The organism is Streptomyces sp. NPDC002676 (assembly GCF_053592455.1).
In genome coordinates this window covers 471,992-492,326 of sequence record NZ_JBSFVT010000003.1, presented here as the reverse complement: position 1 = coordinate 492,326, position 20,335 = coordinate 471,992, and the positions used below count along the sequence as shown (strand labels likewise).

General features: G+C 71.1%; 21 protein-coding genes. 11 read left to right on the top strand and 10 right to left on the bottom strand.

Features of this window, described 5'->3' with window-relative positions:
• Positions 1-26: 26 nt before the first annotated feature.
• The 4 genes from nhaA (at position 27) to ACWD3E_RS12570 (ending at position 3,609) form a co-directional block, all read left to right on the top strand.
• Complete coding sequence (nhaA, locus tag ACWD3E_RS12585; protein ID WP_451387667.1) at positions 27-1,469, top strand: Na+/H+ antiporter NhaA; 1,443 nt, start codon at positions 27-29, stop codon at positions 1,467-1,469.
• A gap of 66 nt (positions 1,470-1,535) precedes the next feature.
• Positions 1,536-2,024 carry a phage holin family protein gene (locus ACWD3E_RS12580; protein ID WP_451387511.1) on the top strand — a complete coding sequence of 163 codons (489 nt, stop codon included), beginning with the start codon at positions 1,536-1,538 and terminating at the stop codon, positions 2,022-2,024.
• Positions 2,021-2,956, top strand: a complete 936-nt coding sequence (locus tag ACWD3E_RS12575) for an alpha/beta fold hydrolase (RefSeq protein ID WP_451387510.1) — start codon at positions 2,021-2,023, stop codon at positions 2,954-2,956. Before ACWD3E_RS12580 ends, ACWD3E_RS12575 begins: the two co-directional genes overlap by 4 nt.
• 473 nt (positions 2,957-3,429) lie before the next feature.
• Positions 3,430-3,609 (top strand): hypothetical protein, encoded by a 180-nt coding sequence (locus tag ACWD3E_RS12570; RefSeq protein ID WP_451387509.1) that lies wholly within the window; start codon positions 3,430-3,432, stop codon positions 3,607-3,609.
• A 33-nt stretch (positions 3,610-3,642) separates the two neighbouring features.
• Here ACWD3E_RS12570 and ACWD3E_RS12565 read toward each other — a convergent pair whose 3' ends face one another.
• The 3 genes from ACWD3E_RS12565 to nth are packed head-to-tail and all read right to left on the bottom strand — an operon-like array spanning position 3,643 to position 6,457.
• Complete coding sequence (locus tag ACWD3E_RS12565; protein WP_451387508.1) at positions 3,643-4,842, bottom strand: MarP family serine protease; 1,200 nt, start codon at positions 4,840-4,842, stop codon at positions 3,643-3,645.
• A gap of 12 nt (positions 4,843-4,854) precedes the next feature.
• The gene (locus ACWD3E_RS12560; protein ID WP_451387507.1) at positions 4,855-5,589 is read right to left on the bottom strand and encodes an NUDIX hydrolase; all 735 of its coding nucleotides are present in this window, start codon (positions 5,587-5,589) and stop codon (positions 4,855-4,857) included.
• Positions 5,590-5,641: 52 nt separating this feature from the next.
• Complete coding sequence (gene nth / locus ACWD3E_RS12555) at positions 5,642-6,457, bottom strand: endonuclease III (RefSeq protein WP_451387666.1); 816 nt, start codon at positions 6,455-6,457, stop codon at positions 5,642-5,644.
• Between the two features lie 312 nt (positions 6,458-6,769).
• On the opposite strand from nth, the gene ACWD3E_RS12550 reads away from it, so the two are divergent.
• Positions 6,770-7,444: a Crp/Fnr family transcriptional regulator gene (locus ACWD3E_RS12550; RefSeq protein WP_018547939.1), complete on the top strand. Its 675-nt coding sequence runs from the start codon at positions 6,770-6,772 to the stop codon at positions 7,442-7,444.
• Positions 7,445-7,531: 87 nt separating this feature from the next.
• Positions 7,532-8,362 carry a nucleotidyltransferase domain-containing protein gene (locus tag ACWD3E_RS12545; RefSeq protein ID WP_451387506.1) on the top strand — a complete coding sequence of 277 codons (831 nt, stop codon included), beginning with the start codon at positions 7,532-7,534 and terminating at the stop codon, positions 8,360-8,362.
• Positions 8,363-8,442: 80 nt separating this feature from the next.
• Here the strand turns inward: ACWD3E_RS12545 and ACWD3E_RS12540 are convergent, their stop codons facing one another.
• On the bottom strand, positions 8,443-9,039 hold the full coding sequence (locus tag ACWD3E_RS12540) for a TetR/AcrR family transcriptional regulator C-terminal ligand-binding domain-containing protein (RefSeq protein ID WP_451387505.1): 597 nt from the start codon (positions 9,037-9,039) through the stop codon (positions 8,443-8,445).
• 96 nt (positions 9,040-9,135) lie between these two features.
• Here ACWD3E_RS12540 and ACWD3E_RS12535 point away from each other — a divergent pair, with 96 nt between their 5' ends.
• Complete coding sequence (locus tag ACWD3E_RS12535) at positions 9,136-10,599, top strand: MFS transporter (protein ID WP_451387504.1); 1,464 nt, start codon at positions 9,136-9,138, stop codon at positions 10,597-10,599.
• Between the two features lie 4 nt (positions 10,600-10,603).
• Here ACWD3E_RS12535 and ACWD3E_RS12530 read toward each other — a convergent pair whose 3' ends face one another.
• The 4 genes from ACWD3E_RS12530 to ACWD3E_RS12515 form a co-directional block, all read right to left on the bottom strand.
• Entirely contained in the window at positions 10,604-11,434 is an 831-nt protein-coding gene (locus ACWD3E_RS12530) for an MBL fold metallo-hydrolase (RefSeq protein WP_451387503.1), read from the bottom strand.
• The gene (locus ACWD3E_RS12525) at positions 11,431-12,327 is read right to left on the bottom strand and encodes an NUDIX hydrolase (protein ID WP_451387502.1); all 897 of its coding nucleotides are present in this window, start codon (positions 12,325-12,327) and stop codon (positions 11,431-11,433) included. The genes ACWD3E_RS12530 and ACWD3E_RS12525 overlap by 4 nt, the downstream gene beginning before the upstream one ends.
• Before the next feature lie 75 nt (positions 12,328-12,402).
• The gene (locus tag ACWD3E_RS12520) at positions 12,403-12,867 is read right to left on the bottom strand and encodes a RidA family protein (protein ID WP_451387501.1); all 465 of its coding nucleotides are present in this window, start codon (positions 12,865-12,867) and stop codon (positions 12,403-12,405) included.
• The gene (locus tag ACWD3E_RS12515) at positions 12,864-13,022 is read right to left on the bottom strand and encodes a DUF4177 domain-containing protein (RefSeq protein WP_009189813.1); all 159 of its coding nucleotides are present in this window, start codon (positions 13,020-13,022) and stop codon (positions 12,864-12,866) included. Before ACWD3E_RS12515 ends, ACWD3E_RS12520 begins: the two co-directional genes overlap by 4 nt.
• 173 nt (positions 13,023-13,195) lie before the next feature.
• On the opposite strand from ACWD3E_RS12515, the gene ACWD3E_RS12510 reads away from it, so the two are divergent.
• Together ACWD3E_RS12510 and ACWD3E_RS12505 are read left to right on the top strand one after the other, a co-directional pair.
• Entirely contained in the window at positions 13,196-14,173 is a 978-nt protein-coding gene (locus tag ACWD3E_RS12510) for an ArsA family ATPase (RefSeq protein WP_451387500.1), read from the top strand.
• Positions 14,170-15,522, top strand: a complete 1,353-nt coding sequence (locus ACWD3E_RS12505; protein WP_451387499.1) for an ArsA family ATPase — start codon at positions 14,170-14,172, stop codon at positions 15,520-15,522. The genes ACWD3E_RS12510 and ACWD3E_RS12505 overlap by 4 nt, the downstream gene beginning before the upstream one ends.
• A gap of 57 nt (positions 15,523-15,579) precedes the next feature.
• Here the strand turns inward: ACWD3E_RS12505 and wblA are convergent, their stop codons facing one another.
• Positions 15,580-15,918 carry a transcriptional regulator WblA gene (gene wblA / locus ACWD3E_RS12500; protein ID WP_451353585.1) on the bottom strand — a complete coding sequence of 113 codons (339 nt, stop codon included), beginning with the start codon at positions 15,916-15,918 and terminating at the stop codon, positions 15,580-15,582.
• Between the two features lie 505 nt (positions 15,919-16,423).
• Here wblA and ACWD3E_RS12495 point away from each other — a divergent pair.
• Entirely contained in the window at positions 16,424-18,745 is a 2,322-nt protein-coding gene (locus ACWD3E_RS12495; protein WP_451387498.1) for a transglycosylase domain-containing protein, read from the top strand.
• Between the two features lie 87 nt (positions 18,746-18,832).
• On the opposite strand, the gene ACWD3E_RS12490 is transcribed toward ACWD3E_RS12495, so the two are convergent.
• The gene (locus ACWD3E_RS12490; protein WP_451387497.1) at positions 18,833-19,300 is read right to left on the bottom strand and encodes a GatB/YqeY domain-containing protein; all 468 of its coding nucleotides are present in this window, start codon (positions 19,298-19,300) and stop codon (positions 18,833-18,835) included.
• Positions 19,301-19,393: 93 nt separating this feature from the next.
• On the opposite strand from ACWD3E_RS12490, the gene ACWD3E_RS12485 reads away from it, so the two are divergent.
• Positions 19,394-20,320 carry a metallophosphoesterase gene (locus ACWD3E_RS12485; RefSeq protein ID WP_451387496.1) on the top strand — a complete coding sequence of 309 codons (927 nt, stop codon included), beginning with the start codon at positions 19,394-19,396 and terminating at the stop codon, positions 20,318-20,320.
• The last annotated feature ends 15 nt before the right edge of the window (positions 20,321-20,335 follow it).

Below are 20,335 nucleotides of genomic sequence, written 5' to 3'. Positions count from 1 at the left end.
TGCCCACCGACCCGGAGGTCCCCGCCGTGGCCGCGCCCCGCACCCCCGCCCCCACCCGCAAGGTCCTCGGACGCCTGTCGCTGCCCGAGCGGACCTTCGTGGCGGACGCGCTGCGCACCGAGACCGTCGGCGGCGTCCTGCTGCTCGTCGCCGCCGTCGCGGCACTGATCTGGGCGAACGTCCCCGCCATGCGAGGCAGCTACGAGACCGTCAGCCACCTCCACTTCGGCCCGGACGCCCTCGGCCTGCGCCTGTCCGCCGCCCACTGGGCCGCCGACGGGCTCCTCGCCGTGTTCTTCTTCGTCGCCGGCATCGAGCTGAAGCGTGAGCTGGTCGCCGGTGACCTGCGCAACCCCAGGGCCGCCGCGCTGCCCGTGGTGGCGGCGCTGTGCGGCATGGCCGTACCGGCGCTCGTCTACACCCTCACCAACCTCACCGGGCACGGCTCCGGGCAGGGCTGGGCGGTGCCCACCGCGACCGACATCGCCTTCGCGCTCGCCGTCCTCGCGGTCATCGGCACCTCGCTGCCCAGCGCCCTGCGCGCCTTCCTGCTGACGCTCGCGGTCGTCGACGACCTGTTCGCGATCCTGATCATCGCGGTGTTCTTCACCGACCGGATCCACTTCGCCGCGCTCGGCGGGGCCGCCGCCGGGCTGCTGGTCTTCTGGCTGCTGCTGCGCAAGGGCGTGCGCGGCTGGTACGTCTACGTGCCGCTGGCCCTGGTGATCTGGGCGCTGATGTACAACAGCGGCGTGCACGCCACCATCGCGGGCGTCGCCATGGGCCTGATGCTGCGCTGCACCACCCGGGAGGGCGAGGAGCACTCGCCGGGCGAGCACGTCGAGCATCTGGTCCGCCCGCTGTCGGCCGGGCTGGCCGTCCCGCTGTTCGCGCTGTTCAGCGCGGGGGTGTCGGTCTCCGGCGGGGCGCTCGCGGACGTGGTCACGAAGCCGGAGACGCTCGGCGTGGTGCTCGGCCTGGTCGTCGGCAAGGCGGTCGGCATCTTCGGTGGCACCTGGCTGACCGCCCGCTTCACCCACGCCGAGCTCAGTGAGGAACTGGAGTGGGCCGACATCTTCGCGGTGGCGACCCTCTCCGGTATCGGCTTCACCGTCTCGCTGCTCATCGGCGAACTGGCCTTCGAGGGCGACGCGGTCCTGACCGGCGAGGTGAAGGCGGCCGTGCTCACCGGCTCACTGATCGCGGCCGTGGGCGCGACGGTGCTGCTGAAGATACGTAACGGCAAGTACCGCCGGCTGTGCGCGGATGAGGAGCGCGACGAGGACCACGACGGCATTCCGGACGTCTACGAGCAGGACGACCCGGCGTACCACCTGCGCATGGCCGAGATCCATGAGCGCAAGGCCGCCGAACACCGGCGCATCGCCGCCGGGCAGGCCGCCGCGGCCCGCCACGGGCTTGCGGAAGTGCCGGGCGGGGCAGGCGAGGAGAACGGCCGTCCGGCATGATCTGACGAGACGGTACAGAACAAGACGGCACACATACGGCACGAGAGACCTCTTAGGGAGAACGCGATGAGCGCACCCGACGGCAGCCCGGTCGGCGCCGAACGCAGCATCGGCCAGCTGTTCGCCTCGGCGACGACCGACTTGTCGGCACTGGTGCACGACGAGATCGCGCTGGCCAAGGCCCAGCTCAAGCAGGACGTGAAGCGCGGCGCGATGAGCGGCGGCACCTTCACGATGGCCGGTGCGGTACTGGTGTTCTCCCTGCCGATGCTCAACTTCGCGCTGGCGTACGGCATCCGGACCTGGACCCACTGGAACCTGGCGGTCTGCTTCGTCCTGTCCTTCGCCGCCAACGTGCTCGTCGCCCTCCTTCTCGGGCTCATCGGCGTGGTGTTCGCGAAGAAGGCCAAGAAGGGCAAGGGCCCGCAGAAGGTGGCCGCGTCGATGAAGGAGACGGCGGGCGTCCTGCAGAACGCCAGGCCGCACCCGCGCCCGGCGCTGGCGGAGGACAAAGCCCGCGAAGCCATCGAGGCTGTGGCACGCTCGTCGTCATGACGGACCCCACCGCCCCCTCGGTCGTACGCATCGACATTCCCGGTGGGCACAAGGTGACGCACCGGGACGTCGCAGCCAACGGCGCCCGCTTCCACATCGCCGAACTCGGCGACGGCCCCCTGGTGCTGCTGCTGCACGGGTTCCCGCAGTTCTGGTGGACGTGGCGGCACCAGCTGGTCGCGCTCGCCGACGCCGGCTACCGGGCGGTGGCGATGGACCTGCGTGGCGTCGGCGGCAGCGACCGCACCCCGCGCGGGTACGACCCCGCCAACCTCGCCCTGGACGTCACCGGCGTGATCCGCTCCCTCGGCGAGCCGGACGCCGCGCTGGTCGGCCATGACCTCGGCGGTTACCTGGCGTGGACGGCCGCGGCGATGCGGCCCAAGCTCGTACGGCGGCTCGCGGTCGTCTCGATGCCGCATCCGCGGCGCTGGCGAGCCGCGATGCTGCGGGACGCCCGGCAGACGGCCGCCAGCTCCTACATCTGGGGCTTCCAGCGCCCGTGGATCCCGGAGCGGCAGCTGACCGCCGACGGCGGCGCGCTGGTGGGCCGGCTGATCCGGGAGTGGTCCGGGCCGGGGGCGCCGGAGGACGAGGCGGTGGAGGCGTACCAGCGGGCCATGTGCATCCCGTCCACCGCGCACTGCTCGATCGAGCCGTACCGCTGGCTGGTGCGTTCGCTGGCCCGCCCCGACGGCTTCCAGTTCAACCGCAGGATGAAGCGGCCGGTGCGGGTGCCCACGCTGCATCTGCACGGCTCCCTCGATCCGGTGACCCGGACGCGCAGCGCGGCCGGCTCGGGCGAGTACGTCGAAGCCCCGTACCGCTGGCGGCTGTTCGACGGCCTGGGCCACTTCCCGCACGAGGAGGACCCGGTGGCGTTCTCCACGGAACTCACCAACTGGCTGAAGGACCCCGAGCCCGACAGGTGAGCCGCCGCTGGCCCGAGCCCGGCCGGGGGTCCGGGGTTGTCCCCCGGGAAAGCACAGCCCGCACGACGAGGACCCGGTGGCGTTCTCCACGGAACTCACCAACTGGCTGAAAGACCCCGAGCCCGACAGGTGAGCCGCCGCTGGCCCGAGCCCGGCCGGGGGTCCGGGGTTGTCCCCCGGGAAAGCACAGCCCGCACGAGGAGGACCCGGTGGCGTTCTCCACGGAACTCGTCAACTGGCTGAAAGACCCCGAGCCCGACAGGTGAGCCGCCGGCCGCCCGAACCCGGCCGGGGGTCCGGGGGTTGTCCGTCAACTGGCTGAAGGATCCCCAGCCTGACAGGTGACCGGTTGAATGCGTGGAGTTCCCGGTTCCTGGACAGTTGTCCCTCGAACGGCCACATGCCTGCCGCATAGGCCAATTGGGGGGTCCGGAGGCGGTTATCGACCTTGGGGCAGGGGCAGACGTCGGGGTATGGGCTGGACGCACGACTACAGTGACGCACCCCGCAACCGCCGCTCGGCCTCGGGTCTGAGCATGTCTCAGCGAGGCACCCCGCAGCTCGCGGACGGCGACCTGCGGGTGGGAATTTCGCGCATCCTGCGGCGCCGGGCCCGCTGGGTCTCGGTGCGCCTGCGTCACCCACGCGGCTGAACCGGCGCCGACCGTCCCACCCCCGCACCCCGCTTACAGGGCGCAGCTGTCGGTGCCCACCTGCTCGTCGGCCGTGCGCCCGCGGTCGGCGTCCGACCGGATCTCGTCCGCCGTCAGGGCGTAGCCGGTCTGGGCGTCGTCGAGGGACTTGGCGAACACCACGCCGTACACCTTGCCGTCGGGCGTGAGCAGCGGGCCGCCGGAGTTGCCCTGGCGGACGGTCGTGTACAGGGAGTAGACGTCGCGGCGGACGGTGCCGCGGTGGTAGATGTCCGGGCCGTTGGCCGTGATGCGCTGGCGCACGCGCGCGGCGCGCACGTCGTACCCGCCGTTCTCCGGGAAGCCCGCGACGATCGCGCCGTCGCCGCCGGTCGCGTCCCGCGGGGCGAACTTGAGGGCGCGTGTCTTCAGGTCCGGTACATCGAGGACGGCGATGTCGCGCTTCCAGTCGTACAGGACGACCTTGGCGTCGTACCTGCGGCCGATGCCGCCTATCTGCACGGTGGGCTCGTCGACGCCGCCGACGACGTGCGCGTTGGTCATGACGCGGTGGTCGGCGAAGACGAACCCGGTGCCCTCCAGGACCTTGCCGCAGCTCTGCGCGGTGCCGGTGACCTTGACGATGGAGCGCTGGGCGCGGGCGGCGACCGGGCTGCCGGCGAGGGCCGGGTCGGGCGGCCGGACGTCGGTGATCGGCTCGTTGGCGAAGGGGCTGAAGACCTGCGGGAAGCCGTTCTGCGCGAGGACCGAGGAGAAGTCGGCGAACCACGTGTTGGCCTGCGCGGGCAGCACCCGGGAGACGCCGAGGAGCACCTTGGAGCCGCGGACCTCCTTGCCGAGCGTCGGCAGGGTCGTGCCCGCGAGGGCCGAGCCGATCAGCCAGGCCACCAGGAGCATCGCCACGACGTTGACCAGCGCGCCGCCGGTGGCGTCCAGGGCGCGGGCCGGGGACCAGGTGATGTAGCGGCGCAGTTTGTTGCCGAGGTGGGTGGTCAGGGCCTGCCCGACGGAGGCGCAGACGATGACGACGACCACGGCGACGATCGCGGCGGTGGTGCCGACCTCCGCGTTGTCGGTCACGGCGTCCCAGATGACGGGCAGCGTGTACACGGCGACCAGGCCGCCGCCCATGAAGCCGATCACCGACAGGATGCCGACGACGAAGCCCTGGCGGTATCCGACGACCGCGAACCAGGCAGCCGCGACCAGCAGCAGGATGTCCAGCACGTTCACGGGTTCACCCTGTCATGAGCGCCAGTCGATGGGGACCTGCTTCTCCCTGTCCCAGGGGCGCTCCCAGCCCGCGAAATGCAGCAGGCGGTCGATCACTCCGGCCGTGAAGCCCCACACCAGTGCCGATTCGACCAGGAATGCCGGACCTCGGTGGCCGCCGGGGGAGACGGTGGTGGCGCGGTTGCCGGGGTCCGTGAGATCCGCCACGGGGACCGTGAAGACCCGGGCGGTCTCGTTCGGGTCGACGACGCCGACCGGGCTGGGCTCTCTCCACCAGCCGAGCACGGGGGTGACGACGAATCCGCTGACCGGGATGTACAGGGCGGGCAGGACGCCGAAGAGCTGGACGCCGGCCGGGTCGAGCCCGGTCTCCTCCTCCGCCTCGCGCAGGGCGGCCCTGAGCGGCCCGTCGCCGTTCGGATCGCCGTCCTCGGGGTCGAGGGCGCCGCCGGGGAAGGAAGGCTGGCCGGCGTGGGAGCGCAGGGAGCCGGCGCGCTCCATGAGCAGCAGCTCGGGGCCGCTCTCGCCCTCGCCGAACAGGATCAGCACCGCCGACAGCCGCCCGGAGCCGTTCTTGGGCGGCAGGAAGCGGCTGAGCTGTATCGGCTCGACGGTCTCCACCGCCTGCACGACCGGGTCCAGCCAGCCCGGCAGCCCCTCCTTGCTGAGTGCCACCGAACCGCGCTGCTCGCCACTCGTACGGCCCGTGCCCGCATGGCCCGTGCCCGTCTGGCTCGTGTGCGTCATGGCCACCCCCGTCCTGCCGTGTCCAACGCCCGAGGGCATCGAGATCGTTCCGTCACGCGGCCCCCAGTGGCGGCGCCGCCCTGCCGCCCGCGTCGAGGTAGGCCTGCGGCGGGTTCAGCCGCTGGCCGGGGTAGCCGCCCTTCTCGTACTTGAGGAGCTTCTTCGCCTTCTCCGGGTCCGTCTCCCCCTCGCCGTAGGCGGGGCAGAGCGGGGCGATGGGGCAGGCGCCGCAGGCGGGCTTGCGGGCGTGGCAGATCCGGCGGCCGTGCCAGATCACGTGGTGGGACAGGTCGGTCCAGTCGCTCTTCGGGAACAGCGCGCCGACGGCCGCCTCGATCTTGTCCGGCTCGGTCTCGTCGGTCCACTGCCAGCGCCGTACGAGCCGCTGGAAGTGCGTGTCGACGGTGATCCCGGGCCGCCCGAAGGCGTTGCCGAGCACGACGAAGGCGGTCTTGCGGCCGACGCCGGGCAGCTTGACCAGGTCCTCCAGCCTGCCGGGGACCTCACCGCCGAAGTCCTCGGTGAGGGCCTTGGAGAGCCCTATCACCGACCTCGTCTTGGCCCGGAAGAACCCGCACGGGCGGAGGATCTCCTCGACCTCCTCCGGGTTGGCGGCGGCCAGGTCCTCGGGGGTGGGGTACTTCACGAAGAGCGCCGGGGTCGTCTGGTTGACCCGCAGGTCGGTGGTCTGCGCCGAGAGGACGGTGGCGATCAGCAGCTGGAAGGGGTTCTCGAAGTCCAGCTCGGGGTGGGCGTAGGGATACACCTCGGCGAGTTCGCGGTTGATCCGGCGGGCACGGCGGACCAGGGCGGTGCGGGACTCGTTGGCAGCCGGCTTTTTGCGAGGTACCTTTTGTTCAGATTTCAGACTTTTATTACTTTCGCTGGAGCCTTGTTCGCCCACAGCGGAATCACGACGTACAGCCACCCGCCCAGCCCCCTTGGCCTGTGTTCTCACCGGCGATTTGGACACCCGGCCAGCCTAAAGCCCGGCACCGACATCCGCCCCGGACCCGGAAGATCAGCCCCCGATTGGACCCCTGCCGCTTACCCCGCGACACCTGTACGGCATCCTTGTGACAGATCACACTGTTTGGACCGTCCGGCAAAATGGGGAACACGGTCCCCTGGTACCAAGGGGGAGCAAGATCCCCTGAGCAGGTCGACAAGGAGAGAACTCGTGGACGACGTTCTGCGGCGCAACCCGCTCTTCGCGGCTCTCGACGACGAGCAGTCCGCGGAGCTTCGCGCCTCCATGAGTGAGGTGACCCTCGCACGTGGCGACTCCCTGTTCCACGAGGGCGACCCGGGCGACCGGCTCTACGTCGTCACCGAGGGCAAGGTCAAGCTGCACCGGACCTCCCCCGACGGCCGCGAGAACATGCTCGCCGTCGTCGGCCCCGGCGAGCTGATCGGCGAGCTGTCCCTCTTCGACCCGGGCCCGCGCACGGCGACCGCCACCGCGCTGACCGAGGTCAAGCTGCTGGGCCTGGGCCACGGCGACCTCCAGCCCTGGCTGAACGCCCGCCCCGAGGTGGCCACCGCGCTGCTGCGCGCCGTCGCCCGCCGGCTGCGCAAGACCAACGACGCCATGTCCGACCTGGTCTTCTCCGATGTCCCCGGCCGCGTGGCCCGCGCCCTGCTGGACCTGTCGCGCCGCTTCGGCGTGCAGTCCGAGGAGGGCATCCACGTCGTCCACGACCTCACGCAGGAGGAGCTGGCCCAGCTGGTCGGCGCGTCCCGCGAGACCGTGAACAAGGCGCTGGCGGACTTCGCCCAGCGCGGGTGGCTCCGCCTGGAGGCGCGAGCGGTCATCCTGCTGGACGTGGAGCGGCTGGCCAAGCGGTCCCGCTGACCCCGGTCCTGGCCGTACGAGCTGTTCGACGCGGACCGGCGCCGAAAATGCGCCGTGCTTCCGCGTCACACAGGGCACAGTGAGCGCATGCCCGCACCCCCCGTCCCGCACGGCCTCGACGACCAGGGCTTCATCGAGCGCGAAGGCTCCCTCGCGCGCGTGCCACCCGTTTTCCGCCCCGTCGTGGCCACCGCGCGCGACCGGGTGCTGGACACCTTCGGGGCGCGGCTGCACAGCGCGTACCTCTACGGATCGATTCCGCGCGGCACCGCACGCGTGGGACGCAGCGACCTGGATCTGTTCGTCGTGCTGCACGAGGAGCCGGGCGAAGCCGACCGGGAGACCGTCCGCGCCCTCGGCGAGGCGCTCGACAGGGAATTCCCGCAGATCGACGGCGTCGGCACCCTGCTGTACGGCCGGGACCGGCTGCTGAGCGAGCTGGAGCGCTACGACCTCGGCTGGTTCCTCGCCTGCCTGTGCACCCCGCTGCTCGGGGACGACCTCGCCGAGTACCTGCCCCGCTACCGCCCCGACTCCCTGCTCGCCCGCGAGACCAACGGTGACCTCGCGCGGTGGCTGCCTCGCTGGCGGGAGCGGATCGCGGCGGCCGAGGACACCGAGGAGGCCCGGCGCCCGCTCGTGCGCTTCATGTCCCGCCACCTCGTCCGCACCGGCTTCACCCTGGTCATGCCCCGCTGGAACGGCTGGACGAGCGATCTGCGCGAGATGGCCGAGGCCTTCGGCGCGTACTACCCGCAGCGGGCCGCGCAGCTGCGTACGGCGGCGGAGTACGGCCACGAGCCCGTCGGCGACCCGGACGTCCTGCGGTCGTACGTCGACGACCTGGGCCCCTGGCTCGCGACGGAGTACGCGCGCGTGCACGGCGTGAAGGCCCCGCGCCCGGAGGACCAGCCCTAGGCCCTGTCGGCAAATTCCCGCCTGCCCTTCGGGCGGACGACGGGAATTTGACGACAGGATCTAGAGGCTTCCGGGCCCGCTCAGTACACGCCCGCGCGCGCGGCGGCGAGGGCGGCTGCGGCGGCGCGGTCGGCCGCTGCCTCGTCCAGGGGCCCGCCCGTGGTGAGCAGGGCGTAGTAGAGCGGCGCCGAGACCGCGCCGACGACCGCCTTCGGGTCGGTGCCCTCGGGGACCTCCCCACGCGCGATGGCGTCGGTGACGCACCCGGCCCACTCCTCGATGCGGACGGCGTAGAAGCGATGCAGCGCCTCGGTGGTCTGCGTGTCGCACAGCGAGGCCGCGATCAGGGCGCGGAAGAGGCGGCCCTGGCGGGAGTCCGTGAGGGTCCCGACGACGAGGCGGGCGTTTTCGCGCAGGTCTTCTTCGAGGCTGCCGGTGCGGGAGCGCGGGACGGACTGCGCGGCCATATCGTCCAGCAGGTCGGCGGCGAGCGCGGCGGGGGTGCCCCAGCGGCGGTAGACGGTGGTCTTGCCGACGCCTGCCCGCCGGGCGACGTCGGCCAGATCGAGCCCCTCGAAGCCCAGCTCGGCCAGCACATCTCCGGCCGCTTCCAGGACGGCTTCGCGGACACGGGCGGTACGGCCGCCGGGGCGCACGGTGCCCGGGGAGGGGGACACGTCAGACATCTTATCGGGACTCCAGTTCCATTACAGCCTGATGCGATGCTACGGTCTCCATCGTAATGGAACCGCAGACCCATTTAAGGGGCTTCCATGTCCACGACCGAGGCTTCCGCGTCCACACCATGCGCGTCTCCCGCCCTCGGCGCCGCCCCCGAGCAGCGCCTCACCGGCCGTCTGAAACTCGTCCTCGTCGTCCTCCTCGTCGCCCAGTTCATGCTGGCCGTCGACTTCTCGATCCTGAACGTCGCGCTGCCCGAGATCGGTGACGGGCTCGGCTTCTCCCTCGCCGACCTCCAGTGGATCGCCACGCCCTTCGCCCTGTGCGCGGCGGGCTTCACGCTCTTCTTCGGGCGCATCGGCGACCTGGTCGGCCGCAAGCGGATCTTCCTCGTGGGCCTCGCCGTCCTCGGGGCGGCCTCCCTCGCCGGCGGACTGGCCACCTCGCCGACCATGCTGATCGTCGCCCGTATCGCCCAGGGCCTGGCCACCGCCGCGGTCACCCCGGCCGGCCTGTCGCTGCTCACCACCTCCTTCCCGGAGGGTCCACTGCGAGAGAAGGCGCTCGGCCTCAACGGCGCCCTGATGTCGGCCGGTTTCACCACCGGCGCGGTCCTCGGCGGCGTCCTGACCGACCTGCTCTCCTGGCGCTGGTCCTTCTTCGTCAACGTGCCGGTCGCCCTCGCGGTCCTGCTCGTCGCCCCGGCCGTGATCAAGGAGTCGCGCCCCGCGCAGCGCCCGCGTCTCGACCTGCCCGGCGCCCTGAGCGTCACCCTGGGGCTGCTCGGCATCGTCTACGGCCTCACGCAGGCGGGTGAGCACGGCTGGACCGACGGTTCCGCCCTGACCGGCCTCGTCGCCGGTGCGGCGCTGCTGGGCGTCTTCTACGCCGTCGAGCGCAGAGTCACCCAGCCTCTGGTGCCGCTGCACGTACTGGGACGGCGGAACGTGGCCTGGGGCAACGTGCTCGGCCTGCTGGCCTTCGTCACCGAGACCTCGCTGGTCTACCTGCTCACCCTGTACATGCAGAAGACGCTCGGCTTCTCCGCGCTGACCGCCGGCGTCTCCTTCGGCGTGCTGGGCCTCGGCACCGTGACCGGCGGTCTGCTCGCCCCCAGGGTGATCGCCCGCCGCTCCACGCTCACCGCCCTCGTCGCCGGCGGTCTGGTCCAGACGGTGTTCACCGCGGTCCTGCTGCTGCTCGGCGACGGCACGGGCTGGATGGGGCTGCTGCTGCCCGCCACCTTCTTCGGCGGCGTCGGGAACATGCTCGTGATCGTCGGCTTCATGGTCACCGCCACCTCCGGGCTGCCCGACCGCGAGCAGGGCCTGGCGACGGGTCTGGCCACCATGTCCCAGCAGATCGGCATCACCATGGGCACCCCGGTCATGTCGGCGGTCGTCACCGGTACGGCGGGAGCGACGGCCGCCGGAGCCGCGGGCGCCGCCGGAACGATCCTGCACGGCGTCACCGTCGCCATCGCCGTCAACGCGGCTCTGGTCCTGCTGGGCGTCCTGATCGCCGCAACGTTCCTGCGCGGGGACCGGACCAAGTAGACCGCTAGATCAGCCCGTGCTCGCGCAGATAGTCCAGCTGGGCCCGGACCGACAGCTCCGCCGCCGGCCACAGGGAGCGGTCCACGTCGGCGTACACATGGGCGACGACCTGGGCCGGGGTGCGGTAGCCGTCCTCGACGGCCGTCTCGACCTGGGCCAGGCGGTGGGCGCGGTGGGCGAGGTAGAACTCGACCGCACCCTGGGCGTCCTCCAGGACCGGCCCGTGGCCCGGCAGGACGGTGTGGACGCCGTCGTCGACCGTCAGGGAACGCAGACGGCGCAGGGAGTCCAGATAGTCGCCGAGACGGCCGTCCGGGTGCGCCACGACCGTCGTACCGCGGCCGAGGATGGTGTCGCCGGTCAGCACCGCCCGGTCGGCCGGGAGATGGAAGCACAGCGAGTCCGCGGTGTGCCCGGGGGTCCGTACGACCCTCAGCTCCAGGCCGCCGACCGTGACCACGTCCCCGGCGGCGAGGCCCTCGTCGCCGAGCCGCAGCGCGGGATCGAGGGCACGCACGCGCGTGCCGGTCAGTTCGGCGAAACGGGCGGCGCCCTCCGCGTGGTCGGGGTGGCCGTGGGTGAGCAGGGTGAGGGCCACGCGCCTGCCGGCCTTCTCCGCCGTCGCGACGACATGGCGCAGGTGGCCGTCGTCCAGCGGGCCCGGGTCGATCACCACGGCCAGCTCGGAGTCGGGCTCGGCGACTATCCAGGTGTTGGTGCCGTCCAGGGTCATCGCGGAGGCGTTGGGGGCCAGCACGTTGACGGACCGTTCAGTGGCGGGACCGGAGAGGACGCCGCCCCGGGGCTGGCCGGGGAGGGCTGCTGCGTCGGTCATGCGGGGCCACCCCCGGTCGTCGGAGCACCTGTCGCCGGAGCGGTCGGGACGTGCTTGGTGAACTCGTCGTGCCCCGGCCAGGACAGCACGATCTCTCCGTCCGCGAGGCGGGCCTGCGCGAGCACCGGCGTCATGTCGCGCGCGGGCGCGGCGGCGAGGGCCTCGGCGGCCGTCGGGTACGGCAGCAGCTGGCGCAGCGTGGCGATGGTGGGCGGCATCATCAGCAGCTCGCCCTTGTCGTACCCGGCGGCGGCCTCCTCGGGGCGGATCCACACCGTGCGGTCGGCCTCCGTGGAGACGTTGCGGGTGCGCTGCCCCTCGGGGAGCACGGCGACGAAGAACCAGGTGTCGTAGCGGCGGGACTCGAACTCCGGGGTGATCCAGCGGGTCCAGGCGCCCAGCAGGTCCGAGCGCAGCACCAGGCCCCGGCGGTCCAGGAACTCGGCGAAGGACAGCTCGCGCGCGACCAGGGCGGCCCGGTCGGCCTCCCAGTCGTCCCCGGTGGTGTCGCCGACCACCGAGTCGGGGTCGGGTCCGGCGAGCAGGACGCCCGCCTCCTCGTAGGTCTCCCGCACGGCCGCGCAGACGATCGCCTGGGCACCGGTCTCGTCGACGCCCAGGCGTTCTGCCCACCACGCGCGCGTGGGGCCCGCCCAGCGGACCTGGCGTTCGTCGTCGCGCGGGTCGACACCACCGCCGGGATACGCGTACGCGCCTCCGGCGAAGGCCATGGAGGCGCGTCTGCGCAGCATGTGGATGACAGGGCCGGCCGGGGTGTCCTTCAGGAGCAGCACCGTGGCCGCGCGCTTGGGGGACACCGGGGTGAGGGTGCCGTCCGCGAGCGCGCGGATGCGCTCGGGCCACTCCTGGGGGTACCACTGCCCATTCGCCATGGCCGGAGGCTATCCCGTATAGGGCGAATGTTCGAGAGGTGCCCGAGGTCGGTGGGGCTTCAGTGAGCGAGCGGGCTACTGGGCCAGCTCGACCTGGATCTCGACCTCCACCGGCGCGTCCAGCGGGAGCACCGCGACGCCCACCGCGCTGCGGGCGTGCACGCCCTTGTCGCCGAGGACCTCGCCGAGCAGCTCGCTGGCGCCGTTGACGACACCGGGCTGCCCGATGAAGTCGGACGCCGAGGCGACGAAGCCGACGACCTTCACCACGCGCGCGATGCGGTCCAGGTCGCCGACGACGGACTTCACGGCGGCCAGTGCGTTCAGCGCGCAGGTGCGGGCCAGCTCCTTGGCCTCCTCCGGCGTGACCTCTGCGCCCACCTTGCCGGTGACCGGCAGCTTGCCCTCCACCATCGGCAGTTGGCCGGCGGTGTACACGTACACGCCGGACTGCACGGCCGGCTGGTACGCGGCCAGCGGCGGCACCACCTCCGGCAGGGTCAGGCCCAGTTCGGCCAGCTTCTCCTCGACCGCGCTCATGCCTGCTTCTCCCGCTTCAGGTAGGCCACGAGCTGCTCCGGGTTCGGCCCGGGCACGACCTGGACGAGCTCCCAGCCGTCCTCGCCCCAGGTGTCCAGAATCTGCTTCGTGGCATGGACGAGCAGCGGCACGGTTGCGTATTCCCACTTGGTCATGGGGCTGACTGTAGCCGCTGTCGTCCACCGGGCATGTGTCGGACATGTGGCCGGTCACATGCGTGGTTGTGCCGTGGCCGGGCTGCCGTTGTGTGGCGGTTGCTCCCCGCTTGTCCCGCAGTTGTCCACAGCCTCCGGCACGGCCGTCGGCCGGACTGGTTAGGCTCGAAGACGTGAGCAGGCTCCAGGTCGTCAGCGGCAAGGGCGGGACCGGAAAGACGACGGTCGCCGCCGCCCTCGCGCTGGCCCTCGCGACCGAGGGGAAGCGGACGCTTCTCGTGGAGGTCGAGGGCCGGCAGGGCATCGCACAACTTTTCGAAACCGACGCACTGCCCTACGAGGAGCGGAAGATCGCCGTCGCTCCCGGGGGCGGCGAGGTGTACGCGCTGGCCATCGATCCCGAACTGGCCCTTCTGGACTACCTCCAGATGTTCTACAAGCTCGGCGGCGCGGGCCGGGCCCTCAAGAAGCTCGGTGCCATCGACTTCGCCACCACCATCGCGCCCGGCCTGCGGGACGTCCTGCTCACCGGCAAGGCGTGCGAGGCGGTGCGCCGCAAGGACAAGCGCGGGCGGTTCGCGTACGACTACGTCGTCATGGACGCCCCGCCGACCGGCCGGGTCACCCGCTTCCTCAACGTCAACGACGAGGTGGCGGGGCTCGCGAAGATCGGCCCGATACACAATCAGGCGCAGGCCGTGATGCGGGTGCTGAAGTCGCCGGAGACGGCGGTGCACCTGGTGACGCTGCTGGAGGAGATGCCGGTCCAGGAGACCGCCGACGGCATCGCCGAACTCCACGCGGCACGGCTGCCGGTGGGCCGCGTCATCGTGAACATGGTCCGGCCCCAGGTGTTGGACGCGGCCGACCTGGAACTCGTACGGACCGTGGAGCGTTCCTCTGTCGCACGGGCTCTGTCGGCGGCCGGTCTGGGCGGGGCCCGGCGCGGCGGGCACGCGGAGCGGCTGGTGGACCCGCTGCTGGAGCAGGCCGCCGAGTACGCCGAGCGGCACGCGCTGGAGCAGGAACAGCGCGCGGTCCTCGGCGAGCTGGACCTGCCACTGCACGAACTGCCGCTGTTCTCGGAGGGCATGGACCTGGCGGGCCTGTACGAGCTCGCCATCGAGCTGCGGAAGCAGGGGTTGTCATGAGCGCGGACGAGACCACGGCGGAGGAAACCGCCCGCCCCCACCTCTCCCCCGCGCGCGTGCTCGACGTCGACGCACTGCTGGACGACCCGAAGACCCGGATCGTGGTGTGCTGCGGCTCGGGCGGGGTGGGCAAGACGACGACCGCGGCGGCCCTGGGGCTGCGGGCGGCCGAGCGGGGCCGCAAGGTGGTCGTGCTCACCATCGACCCGGCCAAGCGGCTCGCCCAGTCGATGGGCATCGACTCCCTGGACAACGTGCCACGCCGGGTGAAGGGCACCGACGGCAACGGCGAGCTGCACGCCATGATGCTCGACATGAAGCGCACCTTCGACGAGGTCGTGGAGGCGCACGCGGACGCCGAGCGGGCGGCGGCGATCCTGGCCAACCCCTTCTACCAGTCGCTCTCGGCGGGCTTCGCGGGCACGCAGGAGTACATGGCGATGGAGAAGCTGGGGCAGCTGCGGGCGAAGGACGAGTGGGACCTGATCATCGTCGACACCCCGCCGTCCCGCTCGGCGCTGGACTTCCTGGACGCGCCCAAGCGGCTCGGCTCCTTCCTGGACGGCCGCCTCATCCGCCTCCTGACGGCCCCGGCGAAGCTGGGCGGACGCGCGGGTATGGCGTTCCTCAACGTCGGCATGTCGATGATGACCGGCACGCTGGGCAAGCTGCTGGGCGGTCAGCTCCTGAAGGACGTCCAGACGTTCGTGGCCGCGATGGACACCACGTTCGGCGGCTTCCGCACGCGCGCGGACGCCACGTACAAGCTGCTTCAGGCGCCCGGTACGGCGTTCCTGGTGGTGGCCGCCCCGGAGCGGGACGCGCTGCGCGAGGCGGCGTACTTCGTGGAGCGGCTGGCCGCGGAGGACATGCCGCTGGTGGGGCTGGTACTCAACCGGGTGCACGGCAGCGGCGCGGGCCGGCTGTCGGCCGAGCGGGCGCTCGCCGCCGCGGAAAATCTTGAGGACCCCCGCATTGTGGATCAGAGGGACGGGAAAGCTGGACTTCGTAACTCTCCCGACACGTACGGCAGTTCACAATCTCCAGCACCTGGCTCCGCAGCCGGGGACACAGCCGAGGCCACGGCTCCCGAGGAAGGCTCCCCCGCCGACACGGAGCACTCCGTGCCTCCTCGCTCCGTGGACCAGCTCGCCGCGGGCCTGCTCAGGCTGCACGCCGAGCGCATGCAGCTGCTCTCGCGCGAGCAGCGCACCCGCGACCGCTTCACCGCCCGCCACCCCGAGGTGGCGGTGGTCGAAGTACCCGCACTGCCCGGCGACGTACACGACCTCACCGGCCTGCGCGACATCGGAACCCGGCTCGCGGCCGGGCGGCCGGAGCTGCCGTAGGCGCGGGCAGAGTTGCCGTAGGCACAGGCGGACCGGCGTTTCCCGAGGGCGTTGCCCTCAGCTCACCGCCGCGTAGTTCTCGTACACCTCGTCGCTGTCGAGGGGCACGATCCCGGCGCCCCGCTCGTACTCCGAGCGGGCCGTCTCCAGCAGCCTGCGCCAGGAGCTCACCGTGGGCCGCCTGCGCAGCAGCGCGCGGCGCTCCCGCTCCGTCATGCCTCCCCACACGCCGAACTCGACGCGATTGTCCAGCGCGTCGGCCAGGCACTCGGTGCGTACCGGACATCCGGTGCACACCGCCTTGGCCCTGTTCTGCGCTGCTCCCTGAACGAACAGTTCATCCGGATCAGTAGTGCGGCAGGCAGCCTGCGCACTCCAGTCGGTTACCCAGCCCATACCGGCGCCGTCCTCTCCCGAATCGAGGCTCCCCCACGGCGGCAGCGGCATATTCACCGCCGCCAGTTGAGGACGTTACGGAAGGTGGGCACAGCGCAACACCCCCTTCGGGCCCAATCTTGAATGGCCCGAACGGACTATGGGTAAGCGGCAGATCACCCGCGGGAGTGAGCTGACGACATGCGCGACTTTCCCGGCAAAGCGGGACAGCTGCGATGCGCCATACCGGACGCCAGATGACACAGCAGGCGGATTCGGACACGCCCCTCGGAAACCGGCCCGGTAACCGGTTCCCGAACCCGGGGTAGTCCGGAACGATTCGGGGCCGCCGGACGTATAGATGACGTAGCGATGACGTGACCGCACTGCTGTGACAGTTGAGAGCAGCTTAGGCCAAGGCCTGTGCGCGTGTCCGGCGAATACGAAGCCCGCCCGTTCCCGTTTGCCGAGCCGTGACGCGGTCGCTTATACGGAATGTTCACAAGTACGGATTAGGCTGCCCCCCATGCCAAAGAAGCGCTCGGGTGGTGGTCTGTCGCCAACGCAGCAGGCCGCCAAGTTCGTCGGTGTCAGTGTGCTCGCGGGAGCCGTCATGGCCGGCATCGCGCTGCCCGCGGCCGGAGCGCTGGGCCTCGCGGCCAAGGGCTCGGTCCAGGGCTTCGACGACATCCCGGCCAACCTCAAGAGCCCCCAGCTCAGCCAGCGCACGACAATACTGGACAATCAGGGCGGCCAGATCGCGACCGTCTACTCCCGTGACCGCACGGTGGTGGAGCTCAAGGACATCTCGCCGTACATGCAGAAGGCGATCGTCGCGATCGAGGACGCGCGGTTCTACAAGCACGGCGCGATCGACCTCAAGGGCGTGCTGCGCGCGCTGAACAAGAACGCGCAGAGCGGTGGGGTCGCCGAGGGTGCCTCCACGCTCACCCAGCAGCTGGTGAAGAACTACTTCATCGAGGAGGCCGGCGACGACCCGACGAAGGTCGCCGAGGCCACCCAGCAGACCCTGGGCCGCAAGGTCCGCGAGCTGAAGTACGCGATCCAGATCGAGCAGAAGCTCGGCAAGAAGAAGATCCTGGAGAACTACCTCAACATCACCTTCTTCGGCGAGCAGGCCTACGGCGTCGAGGCCGCCGCCCAGCGCTACTTCTCCAAGCCCGCCAAGCAGCTGAACCTCCAGGAAGCCGCCCTGCTGGCCGGCATCGTGCAGTCCCCGAGCCGCTACGACCCGGTCAACGACGAGGCCGAGGCCACCAAGCGGCGCAACACCGTCCTGCAGCGCATGGCCGAGGTCGGCGACATCCCCCAGGCGGAGGCGGACAAGGCCAAGAAGCAGCCGCTCGGCCTGCACGTCAGCCAGCCCAAGAACGGCTGCATCACGGCCACCAAGAATTCCGCGTTCTTCTGCAAGTACGTCGAGAACGTCTTCCTCACCGACCCGGCCTTCGGCAAGACCCGCGAGGAGCGCGCCAAGCTCTGGAACCGCGGCGGCCTGACGATCCGTACGACCCTGGACCCGCAGGCCCAGGATTCGGTCCAGGGCTCCCTGAAGCAGCACGTCTACCAGTCCGACCGGGTCGCCGCCGCCGCCACGCTGGTCGAGCCCGGCACCGGCAAGATCCTGGCGATGGGCCAGTCACGGCCGTACGGCTACGGCAAGAACGAGACCGAGTACAACTACTCGGTCGACCGGGCCATGGGCGGCTCCAACTTCGGTTTCCCGACCGGTTCGACGTTCAAGCCGTTCGTGGCCGCCGCCGCGATCGAGGGCGGCAAGTCGGCGACACAGAGGTACCGGTCGCCGTACAAGATGACGTACCCGAGCCCGGTCCAGACGTGCGGCAGCAAGCCGTGGCTGAACGACCGCAACTACACGGTGGAGAACGAGAACGACTCGGAGCGCGGCCCGTACCGCATGAAGGAGGCGATGGCCAAGTCCATCAACACCTACTTCGTGGAGCTCATCTCCGACATCGGCCTGTGCCCGGTGGTGAAGATGACCGACGCGCTGCACGTCGTGCAGGGCAACGGCGACAAGCTCCCGCAGAACCCCTCCATCGCACTCGGCGCGATCGGCCTCTCGCCGCTGACCATGGCGAACGCGTACGCCACCTTCGCCGCCCGCGGCATGTACTGCACGCCGGTCGCGATCGAGTCGATCAGCCAGCAGGTCGGCAACGAACAGAAGTCGATCCCCGTGCCCAAGTCGACCTGCTCACGCGCGATGAGCGAGAAGACCGCCGACACGGTCAACACCCTGCTGCGCGGCGTGGTCGACTCCGGTACGGGCCGGCAGGCGGGCCTGACGGACCGGGAGAGCGCGGGCAAGACGGGTACGACGGACTCCCGCAAGAACGCCTGGTTCGTCGGCTACACGCCCAACATGGCCGGCGCGGTCTGGGTCGGCGGCCCCACCCAGGACGTGCTGATGACCAACATCACCATCGGCGGCGTCTTCCACAACGAGGTCTACGGCGGTCAGGTCCCGGGCCCGATCTGGAAGGACGCCATGACCGGCGCCCTGGCGGGCAAGCCCGCCCCCGGCTTCAACCTGATCTACATCCCCGACGACGACGGTGAGGGGAAAGACCGGGGAAAAGGCCGAGGCAGGGACGACGGGAACACCGGAGGCGGTGACAACGGGGGCGGAGCGACCGGCGGCCTGATCGGCGGCCTGACGGGCGGCGCCACCGCGGGCGACACGGCCGGCGGCGCCACCGGCGGCACCTTCCCGACCCCGACGATCTCCCTGCCGGGCAACCTCATCCAGGGCCAGAGCAACGGCGGGCCGAACGGGAACGGGATCGGGGGCCGGCGAGGCTGAGTCCCGGTTCCGCCCGGACACGACGACGGGGCCGCACCTCCTGAGTGGGGTGCGGCCCCGCTGTCGTAAGCCGGAATCAGTCCGTGCTCAGCCCTGGAGGAGCTTCTTCACGACGGCGGCGACGCGTCCGCCCTCGGCCTGGCCGGCCACCTTCGGGTTCACGAGCTTCATGACGGCACCCATGGCCCGCGGCCCCTCGGCGCCGGCGGCCTTCGCCTCCTCGACGGCCTGGGCGACGATCGCCTCCAGCTCCTCGTCGGACAGCTGCTTGGGCAGGTACGTGGCGAGGAGCTCGCCCTCGGCCTTCTCCCGCTCGGCCTGCTCGGCACGGCCGCCCTGCGCGAAGGCGTCCGCGGCCTCGCGACGCTTCTTCGCCTCACGGGTGATCACCTTGAGGACCTCGTCGTCGGACAGCTCGCGCTTCTCCTTGCCGGCGACCTCCTCCTTGGTGATCGCGGCGAGGGTCAGCCGGAGCGTCGAGGAGCGAAGCTCGTCGCGCTCCTTGATCGCGGCGTTGAGGTCGTCGTGCAGCTTCGACTTGAGCGTGGTGGTCATGGGGTCGATTGTCGCAGGTGTCCGGGCCCGAACGCCCGCTGATTAAACGGCGGCCGGTCTCACGGCGGAGGCGGGGTCTGACACGATGGTCGTATGCGCGCTCGATACGGAGTACCCCTGGGAATCATGGCGGCAGGCGCCGCCGGACTGGCGTACGCGGCGGGCTTCGAGGCCCGCTCCTTCCGCCTCCGACGGGTGACGGTCCCGGTCCTCCCGCCGGGCATGCGCCCGCTGCGCGTGCTCCAGGTCTCCGACATTCACATGGTCGGCGGCCAGCGCAAGAAGCAGCGTTGGCTGCAGTCGCTGGCGGGCCTGCGCCCCGACTTCGTGATCAACACGGGCGACAACCTGTCGGACCCGGAGGGCGTGCCGGAGGTCCTGGACGCGCTCGGCCCGCTGATGGAGTTCCCGGGGGCGTACGTCTTCGGCTCCAACGACTACTACGGACCCAAACTCCGCAACCCCGCCCGCTACTTGCTGGAGAAGACGAGCGGCAGGCACGGCCTGAACGGCAACGCGCCGACCGTGGGGGCCATCCACAACCCGTGGGAGGACCTGCGGGACGGCTTCGACGCGGCGGGCTGGCTGAACCTGACGAACACCCGGGGTGTGCTGAAGGTCGAGGGCGTCTCGATCGAGCTGACGGGCCTGGACGACCCTCACATCAAGCGGGACCGCTACCGGCAGGTGGCAGGCGGCCCGTCCGGGACGTCCGACTTCTCGTTCGGCGTGGTCCACGCCCCGTACCTGCGCGTCCTGGACTCCTTCACGGCGGACGGCTACCCCCTGGTCCTGGCCGGCCACACCCACGGCGGCCAGCTCTGCATCCCCTTCTACGGCGCCCTGGTCACCAACTGCGACCTGGACACGGACCGGGTGAAGGGCCTCTCGACGCACACGGCGGAGGGCCGCACGTCGTACCTCCACGTCTCGGCGGGCTGCGGCACCAACCGCTACACCCCGGTCCGCTTCGCCTGCCCGCCGGAGGCGACGCTGCTGACGCTGACGGCGCGGGAGTAACCCACTCGGACGCCC

Excerpts from the sequence above, each read along its gene's own strand:
- ACWD3E_RS12580 (WP_451387511.1), top strand. The coding sequence starts at position 1,536 with ATGAGCGCACCCGACGGCAGCCCGGTCGGCGCCGAACGCAGCATCGGC.
- ACWD3E_RS12575 (WP_451387510.1), top strand. The coding sequence starts at position 2,021 with ATGACGGACCCCACCGCCCCCTCGGTCGTACGCATCGACATTCCCGGT.
- ACWD3E_RS12570 (WP_451387509.1), top strand. The coding sequence starts at position 3,430 with ATGGGCTGGACGCACGACTACAGTGACGCACCCCGCAACCGCCGCTCG.
- ACWD3E_RS12560 (WP_451387507.1), bottom strand. The coding sequence starts at position 5,589 with ATGACGCACACGAGCCAGACGGGCACGGGCCATGCGGGCACGGGCCGT.
- ACWD3E_RS12545 (WP_451387506.1), top strand. The coding sequence starts at position 7,532 with ATGCCCGCACCCCCCGTCCCGCACGGCCTCGACGACCAGGGCTTCATC.
- ACWD3E_RS12535 (WP_451387504.1), top strand. The coding sequence starts at position 9,136 with ATGTCCACGACCGAGGCTTCCGCGTCCACACCATGCGCGTCTCCCGCC.
- ACWD3E_RS12530 (WP_451387503.1), bottom strand. The coding sequence starts at position 11,434 with ATGACCGACGCAGCAGCCCTCCCCGGCCAGCCCCGGGGCGGCGTCCTC.
- ACWD3E_RS12525 (WP_451387502.1), bottom strand. The coding sequence starts at position 12,327 with ATGGCGAATGGGCAGTGGTACCCCCAGGAGTGGCCCGAGCGCATCCGC.
- ACWD3E_RS12520 (WP_451387501.1), bottom strand. The coding sequence starts at position 12,867 with ATGAGCGCGGTCGAGGAGAAGCTGGCCGAACTGGGCCTGACCCTGCCG.
- ACWD3E_RS12515 (WP_009189813.1), bottom strand. The coding sequence starts at position 13,022 with ATGACCAAGTGGGAATACGCAACCGTGCCGCTGCTCGTCCATGCCACG.
- ACWD3E_RS12505 (WP_451387499.1), top strand. The coding sequence starts at position 14,170 with ATGAGCGCGGACGAGACCACGGCGGAGGAAACCGCCCGCCCCCACCTC.
- wblA (WP_451353585.1), bottom strand. The coding sequence starts at position 15,918 with ATGGGCTGGGTAACCGACTGGAGTGCGCAGGCTGCCTGCCGCACTACT.
- ACWD3E_RS12495 (WP_451387498.1), top strand. The coding sequence starts at position 16,424 with ATGCCAAAGAAGCGCTCGGGTGGTGGTCTGTCGCCAACGCAGCAGGCC.
- ACWD3E_RS12490 (WP_451387497.1), bottom strand. The coding sequence starts at position 19,300 with ATGACCACCACGCTCAAGTCGAAGCTGCACGACGACCTCAACGCCGCG.
- ACWD3E_RS12485 (WP_451387496.1), top strand. The coding sequence starts at position 19,394 with ATGCGCGCTCGATACGGAGTACCCCTGGGAATCATGGCGGCAGGCGCC.